We start from the raw sequence: 18,719 nt of genomic DNA on the forward strand, positions 1-18,719 counted from the left end.
TTTTGCCTCCGAAAGAGAAATACCTTTCATGTCAGATTACAGTCAAAAAGGTGATGACCCCGAATATAGCCTGAGTGCTGCATTTTGGGAAAAAGGGCAAGCTTTGGGCTTTCCTATCCAGTTTGACCTCGTGCTCAAGCATCTGCGGCAGGACATGAGGGACGACTGGTACTTCGACTGTCTGCAATATGACGACCTATTCAAGAATCCGGACGAGGCCAAACACATCGTTCTGTCCCTGCTGCAGGAATGGAACGGTGTGTACTTGGGCACGCGCAGCGTTGTGCGTAACATTCCTAAGAAGGGTTATGGAGAACGTTACGGTCTTGAGACCGACTTCTTTGATCGTTTCGTCTATCAGGCGATCTGCACATTCCTTATCCCCTACTATGACAGTCTGCTGAGCCACCGAGTGCTCAGCTACCGCTACGATCCTGCGCCGCAGAGCTCCAAATACTTGTTCAAGAATAAGATCGACCGATGGTTCACATTTGAGGGCGTAACTCTGACATTCGCCCGCTCGAACCGGCACCTGCTGGTGACCGATCTTAGCAACTTTTTCGAGAACATTTCGCGAGCACAAATTATCGCAGCCTTGGAGAGGGCTATCCCAGAGATCGTAGCGACCGGCCCTGAGAAGCTCCATATTCGCAATGCTATCAGTACATTAGACAGGCTTCTGGGACAATGGACGTTCAGCCGCGACCATGGCCTACCACAGAACCGGGACGCATCTTCTTTCCTTTCCAACATCCTGCTCTCATCCGTTGACTGCGAAATGGCCAAGAAGGGTTACGATTATTACAGATACGTGGATGACATTCGCGTTTTGGCTGACTCAGAGATCCACGCGCGCCGCGCACTTCAGGACATTATCAGGGAGTTACGGAAAGTCGGCTTGAACATCAACGCTAGCAAGACCGAGATATTGCCGCCTGACGTTCCACAAGAGAAGTTGGTGGCCTATTTCCCTTCGCAAGACAGCGCGACCACCGCCATTAATCAGATGTGGCAATCTCGGAGCCGCAGAATTGTGACCCGATCTGTCGAATACATATTCGGTATCCTGAACAGTTGCATCGAAGCTGGGGACACTCAGACGCGACAGTTCCGCTTCGCGGTGAACCGCGTGGCCCAGATTGTGGAGTCTGGTCTCTTCGACGTCGGCGACGCACTATCAGCTACGCTGCTCGATACGCTTTCCCGATCGCTTTCGGAACATGCTGTATCCACAGATCAATACTGTCGGCTTATTTCAACGCTTGACCGAGACGGCCAGTGCCTTCCAGCTCTGGAGGAGTTTCTGCTGGCGGACGAACGAGCCATCCACGATTGGCAGAACTACAATATTTGGATGCTGCTTGGATCGAGGAGACACCGATCGGATAGATTGGTTGACCTCGCGGCTAGGAAGCTCCTCGAGGACATTAGGACCGGCGAGGCCGCTGCCATTTTAATCTGGCTGCGGTGTGTCAATGAGACGGAACTTATCCGCGGCTGTATCGAAAAGTTCAACGAACTGCCATATCAGAACGCCCGCTACCTCTTGATCGCTTCCTCGGTGCTTCACAAAGAGGACCTCAAGCCTCTACACGGCCATGTGCCGATCTACCTCAAAGGCACAGGGCCAAGGGCCGAGCGCCACACTAGCGAGGACGGTCTTCCCTTTGCAAAACGGGAGGCGCCCGATCTGCTGAACCTTGTCAACGAGGTCAGTGAGTATGATTGACCAACCTTGGAAACTGCTCCTCTTCATGAAAGACTTTACTGGGCGGGGCGCAGACTGTTTCTACTGGTTCGAAGACGGAAGGCTGCTCGAAACTCACGCGCAGGACGTCGTCAAATTCTCCGGCGCCATAGTCTGTCATGATTTCTGGATGATACGTGATGCGCTTTTCGATAAGACAGGAGCGGTCCCAAGTACTGTCGTTGACCTAGACGAATTCCGAATATCCACCAGTGGAAACCCTGAAGACCGTCTGACACGCGAGAAGCAAGACGTAACCGCTGTTTTTGAACAGTATGGTGCCGAGCAGGAGGTATGCTCCGCTTACAAGCGGATGTTCAATAAGGGGATACCGTTCGACGCAGAAATTGCGTCCAAGGCAGCGGCGGCGCTTGAACAAATGTATCTTGCCTTACTTGAACGCGCGAAGGTTGCAGGCGAAGCGGAACGCTTCTTTACCATTGAAGTACCAGTCTACCGGCTCCTTCAAAGCGCGATGGCCGTTGGTATCTTTATCAACAGGCAACGATTGTCGCAGATGCGCGCCGAGGCGGAACACGACTACTTCATATGCCTCAAGGATTACTCTGCGAAGCACGACATGCCGCTGGAAAATCCGAGCAGATCGGCGTTGGAGGAAAAGCTGCGTTCGGATGGGTTCGAACTGGACGATGTTTCTATTGAATATCTCCTCGAGTACGTACCGCACCAACGGGACTTTGGGAGCGACACCATAGCCTTGCAGGCGGCGGACGCCGCACGGCGCGTGCTGGGGTCGCTTACCCTGTCGACCACCATCATGCGGCCGGTGTTGGATGTATTTGGTTCCCGCACCTCGCGCATCCATTTGCGCAGCCCCAGTCTACAGAATATTTCAAAGAAGTATCGCGGCATCATCGCCGCGCGCGAGGGCTATCAGTTGAGCTACGTGGACTTCGACCAGTACGAGGTCGGGATCATGGCGGCGCTCTCAAAGGATTGCGAGCTGATGAAGCTCTACGCCGCAGGTGATATGTATGACCTTTTCGCTACCACGCATCTCGGGCTCTCAGGGAACAGGAAGGCTGCCAAGCAGCTCTTTCTGTCCTACGCCTATGGGATGAGCAAGAAGGCGCTGATCGACGCAGCGGTTTCGCTTGGCGTAGATCGGCCTCGAGCCAAGACTGCTTTCGGACTATTCGCGCAGTACGAGTCCTGGAAGAGGTCGGTCTGGGCCGATTTCCAAGCCAATGGACGTGTAGCGACCTTGCTCGGCAACCATTATCTACGCGAGCGCGGCGGTCCGCTGACAGCTAAAGAACAACGATCTGCTGTCAGCCAAGTCGTTCAGGGGACCGCATCCCTTATCTTCAAGAGGGCACTGCTAGACGTTGGCGAATTGGATGACGTCATCATCGTCCTTCCAATGCACGACGCGCTACTCTTCGAGCATAGGTCGGCAGATAAGCCCAGGGAAGTCGTGATGGCTTTTGAAAACGCGATGACGACAACACTGGGAGGCGTGGTGAGAGGCAAGGCTTCTGTTGGCAGTTTCGCAACCGACTGAACGGGCACCAACCCCAAGTTGGCCTCGCGGAGGTGTCCGCTTTTGAGAGCAGTGGGCAAGGTTATGGTGGCTGTCGCCATGGGCGCGATGCAGATGTTGTTTGCATCGCGTGCTTGAGGCTGCCGTCGGCCGGAGACGGCCGGGCGTGCCTTGGTGCAGAGCGTCGGCTTGGCCCGCTTTGGTGCCAAAACCCGCCGGTCCGTTCCCGGCCCCATTGCGGAAATTATTTCCGGCATAACCCATGCCGCCAAGCGCTGAGCGTAGAGTTTTGTTTAATCTGCTGACTCCGATCTGAAATAAATGATGTGATACCCGCAAAGCGGCCGTGGAGACGACCACCTTCGCCTCCAACAAGTTCGTCTTCTGACCAGAAGATCTCCTGGACCTACAGTCATTAAAAACGCACGAGGAAAACAATATATCATGGATGAGATTAACATGGCAGATTGTGACAAATTTACGAAAAATAATTCTAGCTCCTAAAGCCAGAACAAAAGCAAAATCTTCCATAATAGCGGGCTAGATCGGCTAATTTTATAGTCGATTCTTGTTTCGATGGCGGCTCCGGCGACATCCTCTTCAATCGTTCAGACGTCAGGTCGGAAAAAGCTTGCCTCTAACGAAAGCACTCAGACTCATCACAACAAGAAGCGCAATCGCTAGGTTGACGGAGACGAAGATCGGAAAGGCTAGGTCAGCGACAATGCCCGCGTCACCTCGATCGGCCATGCGGATCATTGCTGTCGCCAGCGCCGTCAGGCCGAAAGAATAGGCCCAGTAGGCTGCGGTGAAGGGCTGGTGCATGACCCATGGCAGTGTTCTGATCATCAGCAGCAGTTGCAAAAGCGCGTAACCGAGCATGGCATGAGCCAGCATGTCGGGCGCCCCCGAAGTCGCGCTGAGATAGGCAACGGCGCCCACCGCCGGAGGGGCGAGCTGAATACCGATCGTCGGGCGCAACGGCTCCGCAAGGCTTGGCGCCGTCAGCAGGCGGTTCAGAAGCACCGATTCAATCGCGAGCCAGGAAAAGAACCCCGCACCGAACGCCAGTTGGGCGATGTCAGAATAACCCAGTGGCGCACCTGCGATGGCAACGACATAGGAGCCCGCAACGGTCGGCAGATAAAGAACCGCCGTTGTTGCGGTCGGCTCGCGCCCACCCGCCCACAGGCCACCAGTACGCCACACCGCAAAGAGCACCGTCCACACTGCGCCAAACCAGAAAAGCAAATGGGCGACATTGCTGGAGTATGGCAGGCAAAGCGCCGCTACCAGCATCGTCGAGACGCCGATCAGACCTACAAAACAGCAGTGGACCGGGTGTTCAATTTCAGACAGTGCCTTCTGGCGCAGGTAGAACCATTTCCAAGCATAGCCGATCAGTAGCAGAATCCAGACTGCGATCGCGAACAGGGCGATCGATTGTCCCGCGAGCGCGGGAACATGCCAGAGATGCTCCGCTGCACGCCAGGCATTTGCCATGCCACCCAATCCGAGGACGATGCCGAAGGCGGCGGCCGGAATAACGGGGATGGCGATCGTGGCGGGCTCATCAGGCGGCTTCGCGTCGGTGGATGGGATCAGGTTCACGGCTGCTCTCCAGGACTTTCGAGAGGCATTAGCCGAACCGGACGTTCCATGATTGGACGATCGTGCCCTTCGGCGATCCGCGCAGCACCCGTCATCCCAAGGAGCGGATTCGACAATCCGTCGATCGGACATAGCTTTATCGAGACCGGACGCTTGCCGCAGGAGGATGAAATGTCGAACGCAAATGCTAAGCAGTCGGGAACGTTCAGGATCGGTGGTGACCTTGAGGTCAATCGCTTGGGTTATGGTGCCATGCGCATCACCGGGCGCGGCATCTGGGGAGAGCCCGCAAACCGCGCCGGCGCGCTGGAGACCCTGCGTCGATTGCCGGAACTTAGTGTCAATTTCATCGATACGGCCAATTCCTATGGCCCTGACATCTCGGAGCAACTGATCCGCGAAGCTCTGTACCCTTATGATGGGCTGGTGATCGTAACCAAGGCAGGACTCGTTCGGACGGGGCCAGATGCTTGGCATCCTCTGGGGCGCCCAGAGTATCTCATCCAGGAAGCCTATCGCAGCGCGTGGAAGCTAGGGGTCGAGCAGATCGGCCTCTGGCAACTGCACCGCATTGATCCGCGCGTGCCGCGAGACGAACAGTTCGATGCCATCCGTCAGTTACAGTCGGCGGGCATCATCCGCCATGCAGGCCTCAGCGAGGTCACCATCGAGGACATCGAGGCCGCGCGAGAGGTCTTTCCTGTCGCCACCGTACAGAACCGTTTCAATCTTGCCGATCGTGGCAGCGAAGACGTGCTGGATTACTGCGCGGCAAATGGCATCGGCTTCATTCCCTGGTATCCGCTGGCTGCCGGACAACTGACCAAACCGGGATCGATCCTTTCTCAGTTGGCCAATCAGAAAGGTGTATCCGCCAGCCAGATCGCCCTGGCCTGGACGCTGAAGCGCAGTCCCGTCATTCTGCCCATCCCGGGCACATCCCAGGTATCGCATCTGGAAGAGAATGTGGCGGCGGCCGGTGTCGAACTGACCGATGACGAGTTCAGTCAGCTTGACGAGGCCGGTCGTCAGGAATGACGTGGCGGCACGCCCTCCGGCAGTCTCTTCCGTGACATCGCAAGGTCCTGTCGCAGGCATAGCCTGCGGCATGTTGCTGTCGGTTCGAACAGCCGGATCGGCACCGTGCGCTTTCCTTTTTGCGCCCTGATCTTCCTATCAAGCCAGCCGCAGCGGACCTAGGCTGAGGCTCTCCATTGAGGAACGAAGATCATGCACCGCTATCGAATAACATAAGGGCGTTTCGACAGGTTCGCCTTCTCTCGCCCAAGCCACCCCCTCTCCTTCCCGTTTGAAACGGCTGCAACCGTCTTGATCGACGGCTTTGCAGGCAAAAAAGTTTGACTCCATGTCTCCCAATGATACCCCTTTAACCACCCCGATCAGGTCAAGCGGGACCGCCGTAGAGAGCCGCTCGCTTTTGCCGCCTTACTTCCTGGCGCTTGGCACGTTTGCCATCGGCACCGAAGGCTTCATGATCGCCCCACTTCTGCCGACCATTGCGCAGGATCTCGGTATGAGCCTGTCGGCCACCGCGACTCTCGTTGTCGTCTTCACGCTGGTGATGTCGATCAGCTCGCCGATTACCACGGTTATGACCGCAAGCCTGAAGCGTCGGAGCACCCTGCTGGTCGCCATGACGCTGTTTACGGCGGGTAACCTCGTTGCGGCTTTTTCATCCTCCTTCGCCACGCTGATGTTGGCCCGCATCCTGATGGCCATTGCCTCGGGGCTTTATGTTCCGGGTGCCAATTCGCTTGCCGGTGTCATCGTTTCTCCGGAAAAGCGTGGGCGTGCACTTGCGATCGTCAGCGGTGGCATGACGATCGCAATTGCACTCGGCCTGCCGCTGGGTGCCGTGGTCGGCCACACCTTCGGCTGGCGTTCAACATTTCTGGCGGTGGCCCTGATGGGGATCGTCGCGATCCTCGGCATTCTCTCCGGGGTACGCCGCGATGCGGGCTTACAGATTGCGGTTGCCTCGCTGTCCGAACGGGTCGGCGTGATAAGACAACGGCCGGTGCTGCGCCTTCTTGGGGTCACGCTCTTCTGGTCCATCGGCGCCTATACGGCCTATCCCTACGTTGCTCCCTATCTGACGGAGGTTCTGGATTTTGGATCGTCCGGAATTGGCGCGACCGTTTCCATGTGGGGCATTGCAGCAGCCATCGGCGTCACGGTCGGCGGACGCTTGAATGACAGCTTCGGGTCAAACCGGGTGGTGTTTTGGTCTCTCGTTCTGCTGGGGGCATCCTTTGCCACGCTTTCCCTTGCCACGCGGTTGGCGCCCTCCTTGGCGCTGGTGCCGGTGCTTGCGGCAATCGCCGTCTGGGGTTTCAGCGTCTGGTCCTTCTTTCCCGCCCAGATGGCACGCCTGATCGCGGCGGGGCCAGTGTCGCAGGCATCGGTGGCCTTGGCGCTCAATACCTCCACCATGTATCTCGGCTTTTCCATCGGCTCTGCCATGGGTGCCGGCGTCATCGGCACGGGAACGGTCTGGGGCATCGGCGCCATTGCGGCCATTTCGGAGGTGATTTCGATCGGACTGGATCGCAATCATATCCGCAAGGCATAAGGACAGACCCAGGGTTTGCGCCGTGGATAACAGAATGGAGCCAGAGACGCCCTCTCTGGCTCCATCTCCTTTTCAGGGCTCTGGTGATCTGCGGCGACCCCGTACGGGGCAAATGAAGGGGCCGCCACGTTTCCATGGCGACCCTTTCGATCTTTTATCGCTCAGGCGCCCATGGCATCCGCCAGAGGCAGGCTGCGAAACCGTTTCCCGGTTGCGGCAAAGATGGCGTTAGCCAGAGCGCCGGCGGCTGCCGCCGTGGCGGCTTCACCGACACCACCGGGTGCCTCGTTGTTGTGGATCTGGTAGACCTCGACCTTCGGTACTTCATTGATGCGCATGACACGGTAGGTATCGAAATTGGTCTGATCCACAGCGCCATCCGTCAGCGTGATACGATTGAACATGGCAGCACTCAGGCCGAAGATAATGCCACCCTGCATCTGGGCGAGAACCGTGTCCGGGTTGATCGTGATGCCGCAATCTACCGCAATCACCGACCGGATGAGACCAATCGAGCCATCGGCCGCGACGTCGATTTCGAGGATATGAGCGAGATAGCTGCCGAAAGCGAATTGCAGGCTGATACCCTGACCGCGACCTTTGGGCAATTTTTGACCCCAGCCGGCCTTTTCCGCAGCGAGGTTCAAAACGGCAAGCGCCCGTGGATTACGGCCCAACATCCGTCGGCGAAACTCCAGCGGGTCTTGGCGAGTGGCGTTTGCCATCTCATCAACGAAACTCTCGATGACGAAGACATTGTGTGTCGGACCGACGCCACGCCACCAACTCGTGTTCATTCCATCCGGCTCTTGGCGGACGTAATCGGCGAGAACCGCATCTTCGTCATAGGGTGTTTCGGCCGCGCAATCCACGGCATCGGGATCGATCCCATTTTTGAAGGCAGCCGCCGCCCAACGCGCGTAGATGGAAGAACCGGTGACACGGTGCGTGCGGCCCGCGAGCTTGCCGCTATCGTCTAAACCGGCCGCCACACGATCGTAATAATAGGGCCGGTAATAATCGTGGGTCATGTCCTGTTCACGGGTCCAGACCATCTTAACCGGGTAGCGGATATCCTTGAGCAGCTTTGCAGCGATCTCGATGCTGTCGACATCAAGCCTGCGGCCGAAGGCACCGCCCATCAACTGATTGTGGACAACCACCTTCTCCGGCGCAAGCCCGATGGCATCGGCGACGGCTTTCTGCGCCCGCACCGGCACCTGAGTGCCGACCCAAAGCTCTGCGCCATCGGCACGGATGTGCAACGTGCAATTCAGTGGCTCCAGGGGAGCGTGGGACAGGAAGGGTGATTGATAAATGGCCGAAAGCTTCGTCTTCGCCTTTTCAATCGCCGCTTCTGCACTCTTCTCGTTGCGAATGACTACGCCCTGCACCTTGGACGCCTCATCCATCTTGGCGACGATGCTCTCCAATGTCACTGTTCCATTGGGGCCGTTGTCCCAAGTGATAGCAAGCGCATCAAGCCCCTGTTTCGCCGCCCACATATGCTCGGCAATCACGGCGATGGCATCATTACCGGACCGCACGATATCAACCACCCCGGGTATCGCCCGCCCTGCCTTCTCATCCATCGACGCGATCGTACCGCCTTTGACGGGGGACATGGCAAGCGTTGCAAACTTCATTCCCGGCCGGCGGATATCGATGCCATAGATGGCGGCACCGTTCACCTTCGTGGCCGTATCCACGCGCCTGGCGCGGGTGCCGATCAGGCGAAACTCGGAAGGCTCCTTGAGCTTGATGTCCGTCGGTACTGCCTGTGTCGCGGCCTCAGGAGCGATCTCGGCAAAAGTGAACTGTGCCTTGGTTAATGGGTTGTGAATGATGCCGCGTTCCACCGTGAGCGTCGACGGATCGACTTTCCAGCGGGCGGCTGCCGCCGAAACCATCATGATCCGGGCGGCCGCAGCAGCCTGGCGCAGGCGCATCCAGTCCGAACGGGTCGACATCGAGCCGCCAGTGGCCTGATCATAGAGATTCGGGTCCATGTATTTGGACATGTCTGGAGGCGCCGCTTCGACTTTCACCTGGTCGAGATCGAGTTCCAGTTCCTCCGCCATCATCATGGCGCTGGAAGTGTAAATGCCCTGCCCCACCTCGGTATGCGGCATGATCAGAGTGACGCCCTGGTCATCAATCTTGACGAAAGCGTTTGGAATGAAGGGAGCGGGGCCGGACGCCGCAAAAGCGGCGCGGGTGCGACCGGCATCCGGCAATTGCAGCGAAAGCAGAATGCCGCCGGTTGCAAGGGAAGTGCCCTTGAGAAAGCTGCGGCGCGAATGAAGGTTGTTGATCATCATTGCCTCCTTCAGGCCGACGCCGCAGCGTGGATGGCTTCGCGAATACGCACATAGGTGCCGCAGCGACAGATATTGCCTGCCATGGCATCATCGATGTCCGCATCGGTCGGCTTCGGATTGGCGGAAAGCAGCGCAATGGCCGACATGATCTGGCCGGACTGACAGTAGTCGCACTGTACGACTTCCTTTTCCAACCAGGCCGCCTGTACCTTGGCACCGATCGCGTTCATGGCGGCACCTTCGATCGTCGTGATCGGCTGGCCGTCGATCATGTCCATCGTGGTCTGGCACGCACGAACGGCCTCGTCGCCCAGATGCACCGTGCAGGCACCGCATTGCGCGATGCCGCAGCCATATTTCGTGCCGGTCATGCCCAGAACATCACGCAGCACCCATAGAAGCGGCATGTCGTCCGGCGCCTCTACCTGGTGCGAAACGCCATTGATAACGAGAGTTTTCATCCTGAATGTCCTCTTGAAAAGTCCTCGGGTTAGTTCGCGGAGAGCGTTTTCAGATAGGCGATGATGTCGGCGCGATCCTGATCCTTCGGCACGGCAAGGCTCATGCGCGTGCCTTTGACAATGGTCGTCGGTGCTTTGAGAAACGCATCGAGAGTGCCCTCGTCCCAGGTGAGGCCGGAGGCGGCAAGGGCCGAAGAGTATTTGTACTGCGGCTGGGAAGCTGCAGCGCGACCGACAATGTTCTGCAGGCCCGGACCAACCTTGTTCTGGTCGGTAATCGCATGGCAGGCGCTGCAGCGCGTGAAGAGTTTCTTGCCGTTTTCAGCATTGCCATCGGCAAAGGCCGACGCGTTAGACAATGTCAGGAGAAGCGCCGTGGCAGCGGCACCGCGAAGTATCGTTCGCATGGCAGACCTCGTGAATTTGCTGCCGGATTGCAGCGCCGGCGCAATGGACAAATTGGTCGAAGACCGGCAGGCGGGTGGGGCAAACCCGCCTGCCGGGAAGATCAGGACTTGATGAAGGCCAGCATGTCGGCGTTGAGCACATCGGCATTGGTTGTCAGCATGCCGTGGGGGTAACCCTTATACACCTTGAGCGTGCCCTTCTTGAGCAGCTTGACGGAAAGCTCAGCGGATGCAGCGATTGGCACCACTTGGTCGTCATCGCCATGCATGACGAGCGTCGGCACATCGATCTTCTTCAGATCTTCGGTCTGGTCGGTCTCGGAAAACGCCTTGATGCCTTCGTAATGGGCCTTGGCGCTGCCGATCATGCCCTGACGCCACCAGTTCTGGATGGAGCCCTGGGATAACTTCGCGTTCGGACGGTTGAACCCGTAGAAGGGACCGGACGCCACATCCATGTAGAACTGTGCACGGTTGGCCGCGAGCGCTGAACGGAAGCCGTCGAACACATCTATCGGCGTGCCGTTCGGATTGGTGGCGGTTTTCAGCATCAGCGGCGGGATGGCGGCAACCATGATGAGCTTGGCAACCCGCCCCTTGCCATGACGCGCCACGTAGGCGGCTGCTTCGCCGCCACCGGTGGAATGACCGATATGAACGGCGTCCTTCAGGTTAAGATGTTCAGTGAGCGCCGCAGCATCGGCGGCATAATGGGCGATGTCATGGCCCTCACTGACCTGCTGAGATCGTCCGTGTCCACGACGGTCGTGTGCGATGACGCGGAATCCGTGCTGGACAAAGAACAGCATCTGGGCATCCCAATCGTCCGAAGACAGCGGCCAGCCGTGATGAAGCACGATTGGCTGACCCTTGCCCCAGTCCTTGTAGAAGATGTTCACGCCATCCTTCGTCCTGATGAAATTTTCGGTCATGGGATCAATCCCTTCTAGCTTTGTGTTGGAGGCAGACAGGGCCGGTGTGGCCATTGCGAATGAAAGCGATGCGCCGGCGATCAGCGCCTGCCTTCGCGAAAGTTCGAGCTGGAAATCGTCGCTCATCGTCGTTCCGTAGACTTGAGAGGTTGGTCTGGCCGTACTCGAGACGGCATGCGCAAACCCTAAAGCGTCGGACCGGACCAAGATTGTATCTTCCGCCCCTTCGCGAGACGGGACGATCCGTATGTCATCAATGGTTAGCAGTGCTGCTGTTGGGCACGATGATACAAGGCTCTGATAGCCGAACGGCCTATTCTTCTCGTCTTGACCAAGAGCAAGGAGAGACAGATGCCAGACAGCTTTTATCCGCCGATCGAGCCCTGGCGGACAGGCATCCGAGGGCGCTGCCCGCGTTGCGGCCAAGGGCATCTTTTTTCTGGTTTCCTATCGCTGCGGCCCTCCTGCGAGGTCTGTGGGCTGGATTATTCCTTTGCCGATCCCGCCGATGGCCCTGCCTTCTTCGTCATCTGCTTCGCCTGCATTCCGAGCGTCTTCCTTGGCGTGTGGCTGGAGGTGAGCTTTCAGGCGTCACTCTGGGTGCAGGTGTTCGTCACCGGTCCGTTCACGCTGCTCACCTGCATACCGCCGCTCAGGCCATTGAAGGGCTGGCTGGTAGCGAGCCAATACTTCTACAAGGCGGAAGAGGGTAAGCTGCGCTGACTTTCGCGGAAATTGTAGAATGCGAAGAACCCGGCGCAGGGGTCTCGGCCGGGTTCTTCGCTTGGCTTGCCTGAGGTTACTGCGCGCGCGCCAGACGTTCGACCGCTCCAGTGGTCGTCCAGAGATCGTTGGCAAACCAGCGGAAGTTGACCAGCGCGGCAAGGTAGGCATCCCCTTCCGGCAACTTGCTGCCAGCAGTCGCATCCCGTACCACCGCCACTTCGAAACCTTTCTCGACGAGATCCCGAAGATGGGATTCCACGCAGAAATTCGCAGCCATGCCGGCCAGGATCACCTTGTCGATCTTCTTCTTGCGCAGTTGAAAGACGACGTCGTTGGTTTGCGGTCCGGCGATCTTGTGCGGCGAGCAGACAATGGTTTTCCCGTCCTGAATGAACTCCTTGTATTCCGGCATACAATCGGCGCCGGAACCATCGAAGCCATCCAGCGAGAGCGGGTCCCGACGATCGAACATACGCAGCTTGTGCATGAGCGTTTCGCCGGTCGCGGCAAAGTCCCAGCGGTGGTCGAAAGGGTAATAGTAGTGGGGAGAGATCACCACCTCAATGCCTGCCGACTTGGACGCCTGCAGGAGCCGACCAATGTTCTCGACGGTGTTATGTTCGGTGATACTCTCGCCGAACGCGCTCCAGGCTGCGCCCTTGGGGCTGAGGAAATCAATTTGCGGATCCGTGATTAGCAGAGCTGTTCGCCCCGGTTCGATGTCCATTCCCACCTTCGGCAGTGCCGGATTTTCCGGGTCGGCATAGGCGGCAAGCGATGCGCTGGTCATGTCGTAGTCTCCCTTCCTTGGATGATGTCGCGAAGGTAGGGGTGCCGGAGACAGCCCGGATTGTATCATCCTGCAGTCGAACATTACGGCGCGATTTCCCGGCGTCGAACGCACTTTGCGGCAGAATCGTCAAATCCGCCTCGCGTCACCGCCGCTAGCTCTTCTCGAGCGTGATTGCGCCTTCGCACGGGAGACAACAATGTCGGAACACTCTTTGATCCGCTGGCTGGAAACACCACATGGTCGGCTTGCCTGGCGTGCGGATGGCCCCTCCGACGGAGTTCCCCTGATCCTGTTCCAGCGGTTTCGCGGGACGATGGACGACTGGGATCCAGCATTCATCGCCGCCATTTCCAGAAACCGTCGAGTCATACGCTTCGATAGCGCCGGTATCGGCCGCTCCGAAGGCAGCGTGCCCGAAACCATTCCCGCAATGGCTGCCGTTGCTGCCGATGTCATCCGTCTCCTTGGTTTGAGCCCTGTTGACGTGTTGGGTTGGTCGCTGGGCGGCGTAGTGGCGCAGCAGTTCGCGCTTGATTTCCCCGACCTCGTTCGTCGATTGATCATTGCAGGCTCCAGCCCGGGACCTGTCGCTGATGGCCCGCAACAGCATCCACGGGTGCCGCAGATCATGACCAAGGGCCAGAACGACGACGAGGACTTTCTGTTTCTATTCTATCCGGAAACAACAACGGCAATTGCCGCCGGTCGTGCTTCGCTGGCCCGTATCATGTCGCTACCAGACCGTGGCCCGCAGGTGAATGCTGCCGGTATGATGGGACAGGTGAAGGCAGTTTCCGGTTGGACTGGCATTTTTGATCGCGCAGACGAATTGAAGCTGCCGGTGCTTGTCGCCAATGGTGCCCACGACGTCATGCTGCCCGCCTATCGCTCCTATCTGCTTTCGCAGAGGGCACCCAATGCAAAACTTGTCCTCTATCCCGATGCAGGGCACGCATTCCTGTTTCAATTCATCGAGGATTTCGCCGCCGAGATCGATCGCTTCCTGCAGGAATGAAGCAATTCTAACGACTTGCAGGTACACAAAGCGGATGGTTCCAGCCACTTCGGCTAGAGCCATTCACCTCTGTCCAAGCCGCTTCGGTTGCAGACTCCGCTGCAACCGAATATTCGTCATCGTGCGCGACTGATCCGGCGTCTTGCCTGGACGGTCCCGTGGCACCTGGCGGATAGGAGCAAGTGTTGGCAAGCGGTGACATCCTTCTTTTCGGTGGCTTCCGCTTGTCTGCGAGCGAGCGCCAGCTCAGTCACGACGGACACGTGATCCGTCTCGGCAGCAGGGCGCTGGATATTCTGTACTGTCTTGTCCGAGAGGCAGGCAACATCGTCCGCAATGAAGACCTCATGCGCGAAGTATGGGGCGTAGTCCATGTCGAAGAGGTCAGTTTGCGAGTGCACATCTCAGAACTGCGCAAGGCTCTTGCGCAGTTTTCTGATGCAGATCGCTATATCATCAATGTTCCAGGCAGAGGCTACAGCTTCACGGCGACAGTCACGCAAGATCAATCTGATCCATCCACTCTTATATCGACGCCTAAAAAGGCGTTCCCACGCTTCGATCCGCTTCCTCTGCGCCCCCTGAAGCTCGTGGGACGAGAGCAAGAGGTTCGGCGAATTCGGCATGAGCTGATAGCAAAGCGCTTTCTCTCGATCGTCGGGACCGGTGGCATAGGCAAGACCACCGTCGCGCTCGCGGTTGCCCAGAGCCTTCAAGCTGAATTCGGCGATGCCGTTCTGTTTATCGATCTGGCACCCTTGCGTGATCAGCGAATGGTGACAGGTGCCTTCGCAACGGTCCTGGGTCTGCCCGTGAGGGGCGAGAATGAGACGGCGAGCATTCTGGCCGTTCTCGAAACGACCAAGGCCCTCCTCGTCATCGACAATTGTGAACATGTCATTGGTGCCGTTGCCGAACTGGCCGAGAAAATCTTCCTCAGTGGGTCACAGGTGCATTTGCTCACCACCACGCGTGAGCCGCTTCGGGTCCAGGGCGAGCAGGTCCTGCGTTTGCAGGGACTGGCCGTGCCGCCCGAGGATGAGGAGGCGACAGCCGACAGCGTTGGGGCCTACCCCGCGGTGTCGCTGTTTGTGGACCGCGCACAAGCCCAGTCGGAAAGCTTCCGGCTGACGGACGAGAATGCCGCCACCGTGGCTGAGATCTGTCGCGGCCTTGATGGGCTGGCTCTGGCGATCGAACTTGCCGCCGGGCGCGTGGCGACCTTGGGCGTTCAGGGGATCGCGGGGTATCTTCATCAGCGCTTCAGTATCCTCAACAAAGGGCGCCGGACTGCGCATCCGCGCCATCAGGCGCTTCGCCTGACACTCGATTGGAGCTTCGATCTTCTGGAGGACGATGAAAAGATCGTCCTGCGGCGGCTTAGCGTCTTTGCCGGCTCGTTCTCGCTCAGCGCGGCCGAAGAGATCGCCAGCGATGAGACTATCGCGCGCCACAGCGTCGCGGAACTGCTTTCAAATCTGGTCGACAAATCCCTGGTATCTGCGGATGTCACGCATGACGAGGTCCGTTTTCGGCTACTCGATACGACGCGCGAATATTCATCCGAACGGCTGCGGCAGGCCGACGAATCTGCGATCTTCAGCCGTCAGCATGCGGCTTACTTTCTCTCGCTGCTGACCACTGAAATTCAACAACGCCCAGATGAAACGATAGCCCATCTGCGACTGGATATCGACAATGTGCGCGTGGCCCTGGACTGGAGTTTTTCGGAGGTGGGCGACGTCGATATTGCCGTTGCGCTCGCCATCGCCGCTGCCGATCTGATGACGGATCTGTCGCTTATGGCCGAATGCACCAAATGGGCCTCGATTGCGCTGGAGCGTCTGCCCGCACATCAAAAGGGCACTCACGTCGAGATGGCGCTTCTGACCCATTTCGCCATGCCATTGCTCTTCATGCGCGGCAATTCTGAGGAGGTTGGTCAGGCGATCGACCGCGCCCTGGCGATGGCGCAGAAACTCCGCGATACCGTCTTCTGGCCAAGTACCGTGGCGGCGCTTTTCGCCTTTCATTTGCGCGCGGGAAACGTGGAGGGCATGCTCGAGTCCATCCGGCGCGCCGAAGGAATGGCGGAGGGATTGCAAGACAGAGGCATGCTGGAGAGCATGATGTCCATCGTCGCCTTCTTCTCAAGCGAACTGTCGAAGAACCGGCATCATGCGGAGCGAGCGCTAGCTTTGCTTCCGCTCGAACGACCAAACCGTCTCGTCCGCATCGGCGTGGACTTCCGCATCTGGACCTACACCTCCTACGTGCTTTCTCTATGGATACACGGGCAACGGACGCAGGCACGGACCATGGCGTATAAAATGGTTGAGGAAGCCGAGGCGCTCGGCAGCCCGGTTCCACTGGTGACGGCGCTAGTCTGGGCTAGTGTGCTAGCGCTGTGGGCTGGCGACATAGAGGTGGCTGAGCAACGGACTGAGCGGCTTCTCGAATGCGCAACGCGCACGGCGCTTCTTCCGTTTCGATTCGTTGCCGAAGGTCATAGCGGCACGATTGCTGTGCTCAAGGGAGACGTGGACAAGGGGATCGAGCTCCTGGAGCGGAGCGTTGCCAAGCTGGTGCAGACCAACAGCCGCGTCCAGGAGATCCTGATGTTAGGTCAATTGACGCAGGCCTACGCCGCCGCTGGACGGTACCGCAATGCACTGGACATCGTGGAGGCAGCGCTTTCTCGGGCCCAGCGTACGGCAACAAGGGTCAATCGCGCCGATCTCCTGCGCCTGCGGGCCGTTTGCCTATGGCACGAGACAGGCGACCGAAAGGCCTATGTCGCGGGCTTAAAGGAGGCACTGATGCAGGCACGTCAGGACGACATTCTCACGGTCGAAATGCGCGTTCTGGTGGCTCTCGCAGGCATGACAGATGAGCCCGAGCTTGCCAAAAACTCTCTCATGCAGCTTCGGGACGTGTTCGGTCGCTTTGCCGAAGACCCTGAAAGTGCTGATCTGGTTGCCGTGCGGCAGATGCTTGCGCAAGCTTCGCCAACGTCCTGACCTGGTGTTAGAGCGGTGGGCAACGACTCTTAACATCGAATAACTCGCAGTCACCGTCACCCTGCTGCACCTTGCTGGAAGCCACACAGCGAGGTCACTCCCATGACAGCGACAATCCCTTCACAGTCTGCCAACGCACCTCAGCTTGCCAGCCATAACCCCGATATTCCCGCAGGCCTTGAGCTCAGCCTTCGTCACCTGCAGGATGCTATGGGCGGGGTTTCAAAGCCACCGAAACTGCCCGGACGCAATCGCGCCAATGGTTTGGCATGCTGGCAGATCAGGAAGATTGTCCGGCATGTCGAGCAGAACATTCACTCGAGCCTCAGGATCACGGATCTCGGTGCACTGGTCCATCTGAGTTCAAGCCATTTCTCCCGCAATTTCAGGGTTTCCTTCGGAGAAGCACCCTATGCCTATGTCCTATCCAGACGCATCGCTCTCGCTAAGGATCTGATAGGCACGACCGATGAACCGCTGAGCCAGATCGCCCACGCCTGCGGCATGTGCGATCAGGCACATCTTTGCAAGCTTTTCCGCCGTATTGCGGGCATGACGCCCCATCAATGGCGGCAGATGAGTGCAGCCTTGAGCGGCCCGTACACTGCCGATCCGCAGCCTGCTTTGAGTTTACCGGTCAGTTGACGTCTGTCGAAGATCCTTCGGAAAGCCCGAAGCTGATCTGCTGATCCGTCATATCTGCGCACGATTCGACAATAGGCATCACAACCAGATGCCTAACGTGCCTCCTCGTCGTGCGCATAAAAACCAATGGAAAGGGGAGGCCGTTCGCGAAATGGATCATGACAAAGCCAAGCTACTAGCGGGAAAGATTGCCCTCATTACGAGCGCGGATACAGGAATTGGTCCTGCCACCGCACGCGCGCTTGCCGCGGACGGGGCAGAGCTTGCGATTTCCGTCCGTTCAGATCGACCGGAGCCAGATTTCGTCGAGGAGCTTCGCCGCAACGGCACCAGAATCTCCGTCTTCCCCATCCCAAGCGCCATCAATAGCGAAGAATGTATTCGACTTGTCCGGCGCGTGATTGGCACCGTTGGCAAGCTTGATGTGTTGGTGGTCAATTGTGAGCGGAAATTCCAATGGCAGGTCGATGATCTGGACCTTGATGAAGATGCGCTTGAGGTTCAATTCGCAATCAATGTGCGGGCCGCCATCACAGTCATCCGGACGGCGATCAAAGGCATGAACGATCAAGGCCGCGTGATCGCCGTCGGTTCGATTGTCGCCGATCGTGTCGGAACGCCTGGGCTTGCCGATTATGCTGCCACCCGTGCCGCTATCGTCGCCTTTTGCAAAGGCGCTGCGCACGATGTTGGACCGCGCGGTATCACCGTGAACGTCGTTCAACTCGGCGCTATCGACGCATTGCTTATGGACGCTCCCGCTGCGCAATTGGAAGCGGAAATCGCGGCGAACGCGATGAAGCGACTAGGAACTGCACAAGAGGCGGCAGCGGCCATTGCCTTTCTGGCAAGTCCGGCGGCCTCGTTCATCAATGGGGCGATCATCGATGTCGACGGCGGCTATAATGCCTGATTGATTGCGTTTCCCTCATCTCAGAAGACAT

General features: G+C 58.1%; 15 protein-coding genes. 9 read left to right on the top strand and 6 right to left on the bottom strand.

Annotated features, from left to right (window positions below; genetic code table 11):
• Positions 1–28 precede the first annotated feature (28 nt).
• Complete coding sequence (locus tag QTJ18_RS21050) at positions 29–1,729, top strand: RNA-directed DNA polymerase (RefSeq protein WP_252755206.1); 1,701 nt, start codon at positions 29–31, stop codon at positions 1,727–1,729.
• Complete coding sequence (locus QTJ18_RS21055; RefSeq protein WP_252755205.1) at positions 1,722–3,272, top strand: DNA polymerase; 1,551 nt, start codon at positions 1,722–1,724, stop codon at positions 3,270–3,272. Before QTJ18_RS21050 ends, QTJ18_RS21055 begins: the two co-directional genes overlap by 8 nt.
• 594 nt (positions 3,273–3,866) lie before the next feature.
• Here the strand turns inward: QTJ18_RS21055 and tehA are convergent.
• Positions 3,867–4,862, bottom strand: a complete 996-nt coding sequence (gene tehA, locus QTJ18_RS21060; RefSeq protein ID WP_252755204.1) for a dicarboxylate transporter/tellurite-resistance protein TehA — start codon at positions 4,860–4,862, stop codon at positions 3,867–3,869.
• A 171-nt stretch (positions 4,863–5,033) separates the two neighbouring features.
• Between tehA and QTJ18_RS21065 the strand changes: the two genes are divergently transcribed.
• Both QTJ18_RS21065 and QTJ18_RS21070 read left to right on the top strand, forming a co-directional pair.
• Positions 5,034–5,900 carry an aldo/keto reductase gene (locus tag QTJ18_RS21065; protein ID WP_252755203.1) on the top strand — a complete coding sequence of 289 codons (867 nt, stop codon included), beginning with the start codon at positions 5,034–5,036 and terminating at the stop codon, positions 5,898–5,900.
• Between the two features lie 400 nt (positions 5,901–6,300).
• Complete coding sequence (locus tag QTJ18_RS21070) at positions 6,301–7,455, top strand: MFS transporter (RefSeq protein ID WP_252755202.1); 1,155 nt, start codon at positions 6,301–6,303, stop codon at positions 7,453–7,455.
• A 161-nt stretch (positions 7,456–7,616) separates the two neighbouring features.
• Here the strand turns inward: QTJ18_RS21070 and QTJ18_RS21075 are convergent, their stop codons facing one another.
• The 4 genes from QTJ18_RS21075 to QTJ18_RS21090 form a co-directional block, all read right to left on the bottom strand.
• Positions 7,617–9,773, bottom strand: coding sequence for a xanthine dehydrogenase family protein molybdopterin-binding subunit (locus QTJ18_RS21075; RefSeq protein WP_252755260.1), 2,157 nt, complete (start codon positions 9,771–9,773; stop codon positions 7,617–7,619).
• Between the two features lie 11 nt (positions 9,774–9,784).
• Positions 9,785–10,237, bottom strand: a complete 453-nt coding sequence (locus QTJ18_RS21080) for a (2Fe-2S)-binding protein (protein WP_252755201.1) — start codon at positions 10,235–10,237, stop codon at positions 9,785–9,787.
• A 29-nt stretch (positions 10,238–10,266) separates the two neighbouring features.
• Positions 10,267–10,644 carry a c-type cytochrome gene (locus QTJ18_RS21085; RefSeq protein WP_252755200.1) on the bottom strand — a complete coding sequence of 126 codons (378 nt, stop codon included), beginning with the start codon at positions 10,642–10,644 and terminating at the stop codon, positions 10,267–10,269.
• A 101-nt stretch (positions 10,645–10,745) separates the two neighbouring features.
• The gene (locus QTJ18_RS21090; RefSeq protein WP_252755259.1) at positions 10,746–11,702 is read right to left on the bottom strand and encodes an alpha/beta fold hydrolase; all 957 of its coding nucleotides are present in this window, start codon (positions 11,700–11,702) and stop codon (positions 10,746–10,748) included.
• A gap of 225 nt (positions 11,703–11,927) precedes the next feature.
• On the opposite strand from QTJ18_RS21090, the gene QTJ18_RS21095 reads away from it, so the two are divergent.
• On the top strand, positions 11,928–12,299 hold the full coding sequence (locus QTJ18_RS21095; protein ID WP_252755199.1) for a DUF983 domain-containing protein: 372 nt from the start codon (positions 11,928–11,930) through the stop codon (positions 12,297–12,299).
• Between the two features lie 76 nt (positions 12,300–12,375).
• Here QTJ18_RS21095 and QTJ18_RS21100 read toward each other — a convergent pair whose 3' ends face one another.
• Positions 12,376–13,092, bottom strand: coding sequence for a cysteine hydrolase family protein (locus QTJ18_RS21100; protein WP_252755198.1), 717 nt, complete (start codon positions 13,090–13,092; stop codon positions 12,376–12,378).
• A 199-nt stretch (positions 13,093–13,291) separates the two neighbouring features.
• On the opposite strand from QTJ18_RS21100, the gene QTJ18_RS21105 reads away from it, so the two are divergent.
• From QTJ18_RS21105 to QTJ18_RS21120, 4 genes are all read left to right on the top strand, one after another.
• The gene (locus QTJ18_RS21105) at positions 13,292–14,110 is read left to right on the top strand and encodes an alpha/beta fold hydrolase (RefSeq protein WP_252755197.1); all 819 of its coding nucleotides are present in this window, start codon (positions 13,292–13,294) and stop codon (positions 14,108–14,110) included.
• 185 nt (positions 14,111–14,295) lie between these two features.
• Positions 14,296–17,130: an ATP-binding protein gene (locus tag QTJ18_RS21110; RefSeq protein WP_252755196.1), complete on the top strand. Its 2,835-nt coding sequence runs from the start codon at positions 14,296–14,298 to the stop codon at positions 17,128–17,130.
• A 102-nt stretch (positions 17,131–17,232) separates the two neighbouring features.
• Positions 17,233–17,775, top strand: a complete 543-nt coding sequence (locus QTJ18_RS21115) for an AraC family transcriptional regulator (protein WP_252755195.1) — start codon at positions 17,233–17,235, stop codon at positions 17,773–17,775.
• Positions 17,776–17,926: 151 nt separating this feature from the next.
• Positions 17,927–18,688, top strand: a complete 762-nt coding sequence (locus tag QTJ18_RS21120; protein ID WP_252755194.1) for an SDR family NAD(P)-dependent oxidoreductase — start codon at positions 17,927–17,929, stop codon at positions 18,686–18,688.
• Positions 18,689–18,719 lie beyond the last annotated feature (31 nt).

This window comes from Rhizobium sp. SSA_523, from assembly GCF_030435705.1.
In the GTDB taxonomy this organism is placed as follows: Bacteria; Pseudomonadota; Alphaproteobacteria; order Rhizobiales; family Rhizobiaceae; genus Neorhizobium.

Excerpts from the sequence above, each read along its gene's own strand:
- QTJ18_RS21050 (WP_252755206.1), top strand. The coding sequence starts at position 29 with ATGTCAGATTACAGTCAAAAAGGTGATGACCCCGAATATAGCCTGAGT.
- QTJ18_RS21055 (WP_252755205.1), top strand. The coding sequence starts at position 1,722 with ATGATTGACCAACCTTGGAAACTGCTCCTCTTCATGAAAGACTTTACT.
- QTJ18_RS21065 (WP_252755203.1), top strand. The coding sequence starts at position 5,034 with ATGTCGAACGCAAATGCTAAGCAGTCGGGAACGTTCAGGATCGGTGGT.
- QTJ18_RS21075 (WP_252755260.1), bottom strand. The coding sequence starts at position 9,773 with ATGATCAACAACCTTCATTCGCGCCGCAGCTTTCTCAAGGGCACTTCC.
- QTJ18_RS21080 (WP_252755201.1), bottom strand. The coding sequence starts at position 10,237 with ATGAAAACTCTCGTTATCAATGGCGTTTCGCACCAGGTAGAGGCGCCG.
- QTJ18_RS21085 (WP_252755200.1), bottom strand. The coding sequence starts at position 10,644 with ATGCGAACGATACTTCGCGGTGCCGCTGCCACGGCGCTTCTCCTGACA.
- QTJ18_RS21090 (WP_252755259.1), bottom strand. The coding sequence starts at position 11,702 with ATGAGCGACGATTTCCAGCTCGAACTTTCGCGAAGGCAGGCGCTGATC.
- QTJ18_RS21095 (WP_252755199.1), top strand. The coding sequence starts at position 11,928 with ATGCCAGACAGCTTTTATCCGCCGATCGAGCCCTGGCGGACAGGCATC.
- QTJ18_RS21100 (WP_252755198.1), bottom strand. The coding sequence starts at position 13,092 with ATGACCAGCGCATCGCTTGCCGCCTATGCCGACCCGGAAAATCCGGCA.
- QTJ18_RS21105 (WP_252755197.1), top strand. The coding sequence starts at position 13,292 with ATGTCGGAACACTCTTTGATCCGCTGGCTGGAAACACCACATGGTCGG.
- QTJ18_RS21115 (WP_252755195.1), top strand. The coding sequence starts at position 17,233 with ATGACAGCGACAATCCCTTCACAGTCTGCCAACGCACCTCAGCTTGCC.
- QTJ18_RS21120 (WP_252755194.1), top strand. The coding sequence starts at position 17,927 with ATGGATCATGACAAAGCCAAGCTACTAGCGGGAAAGATTGCCCTCATT.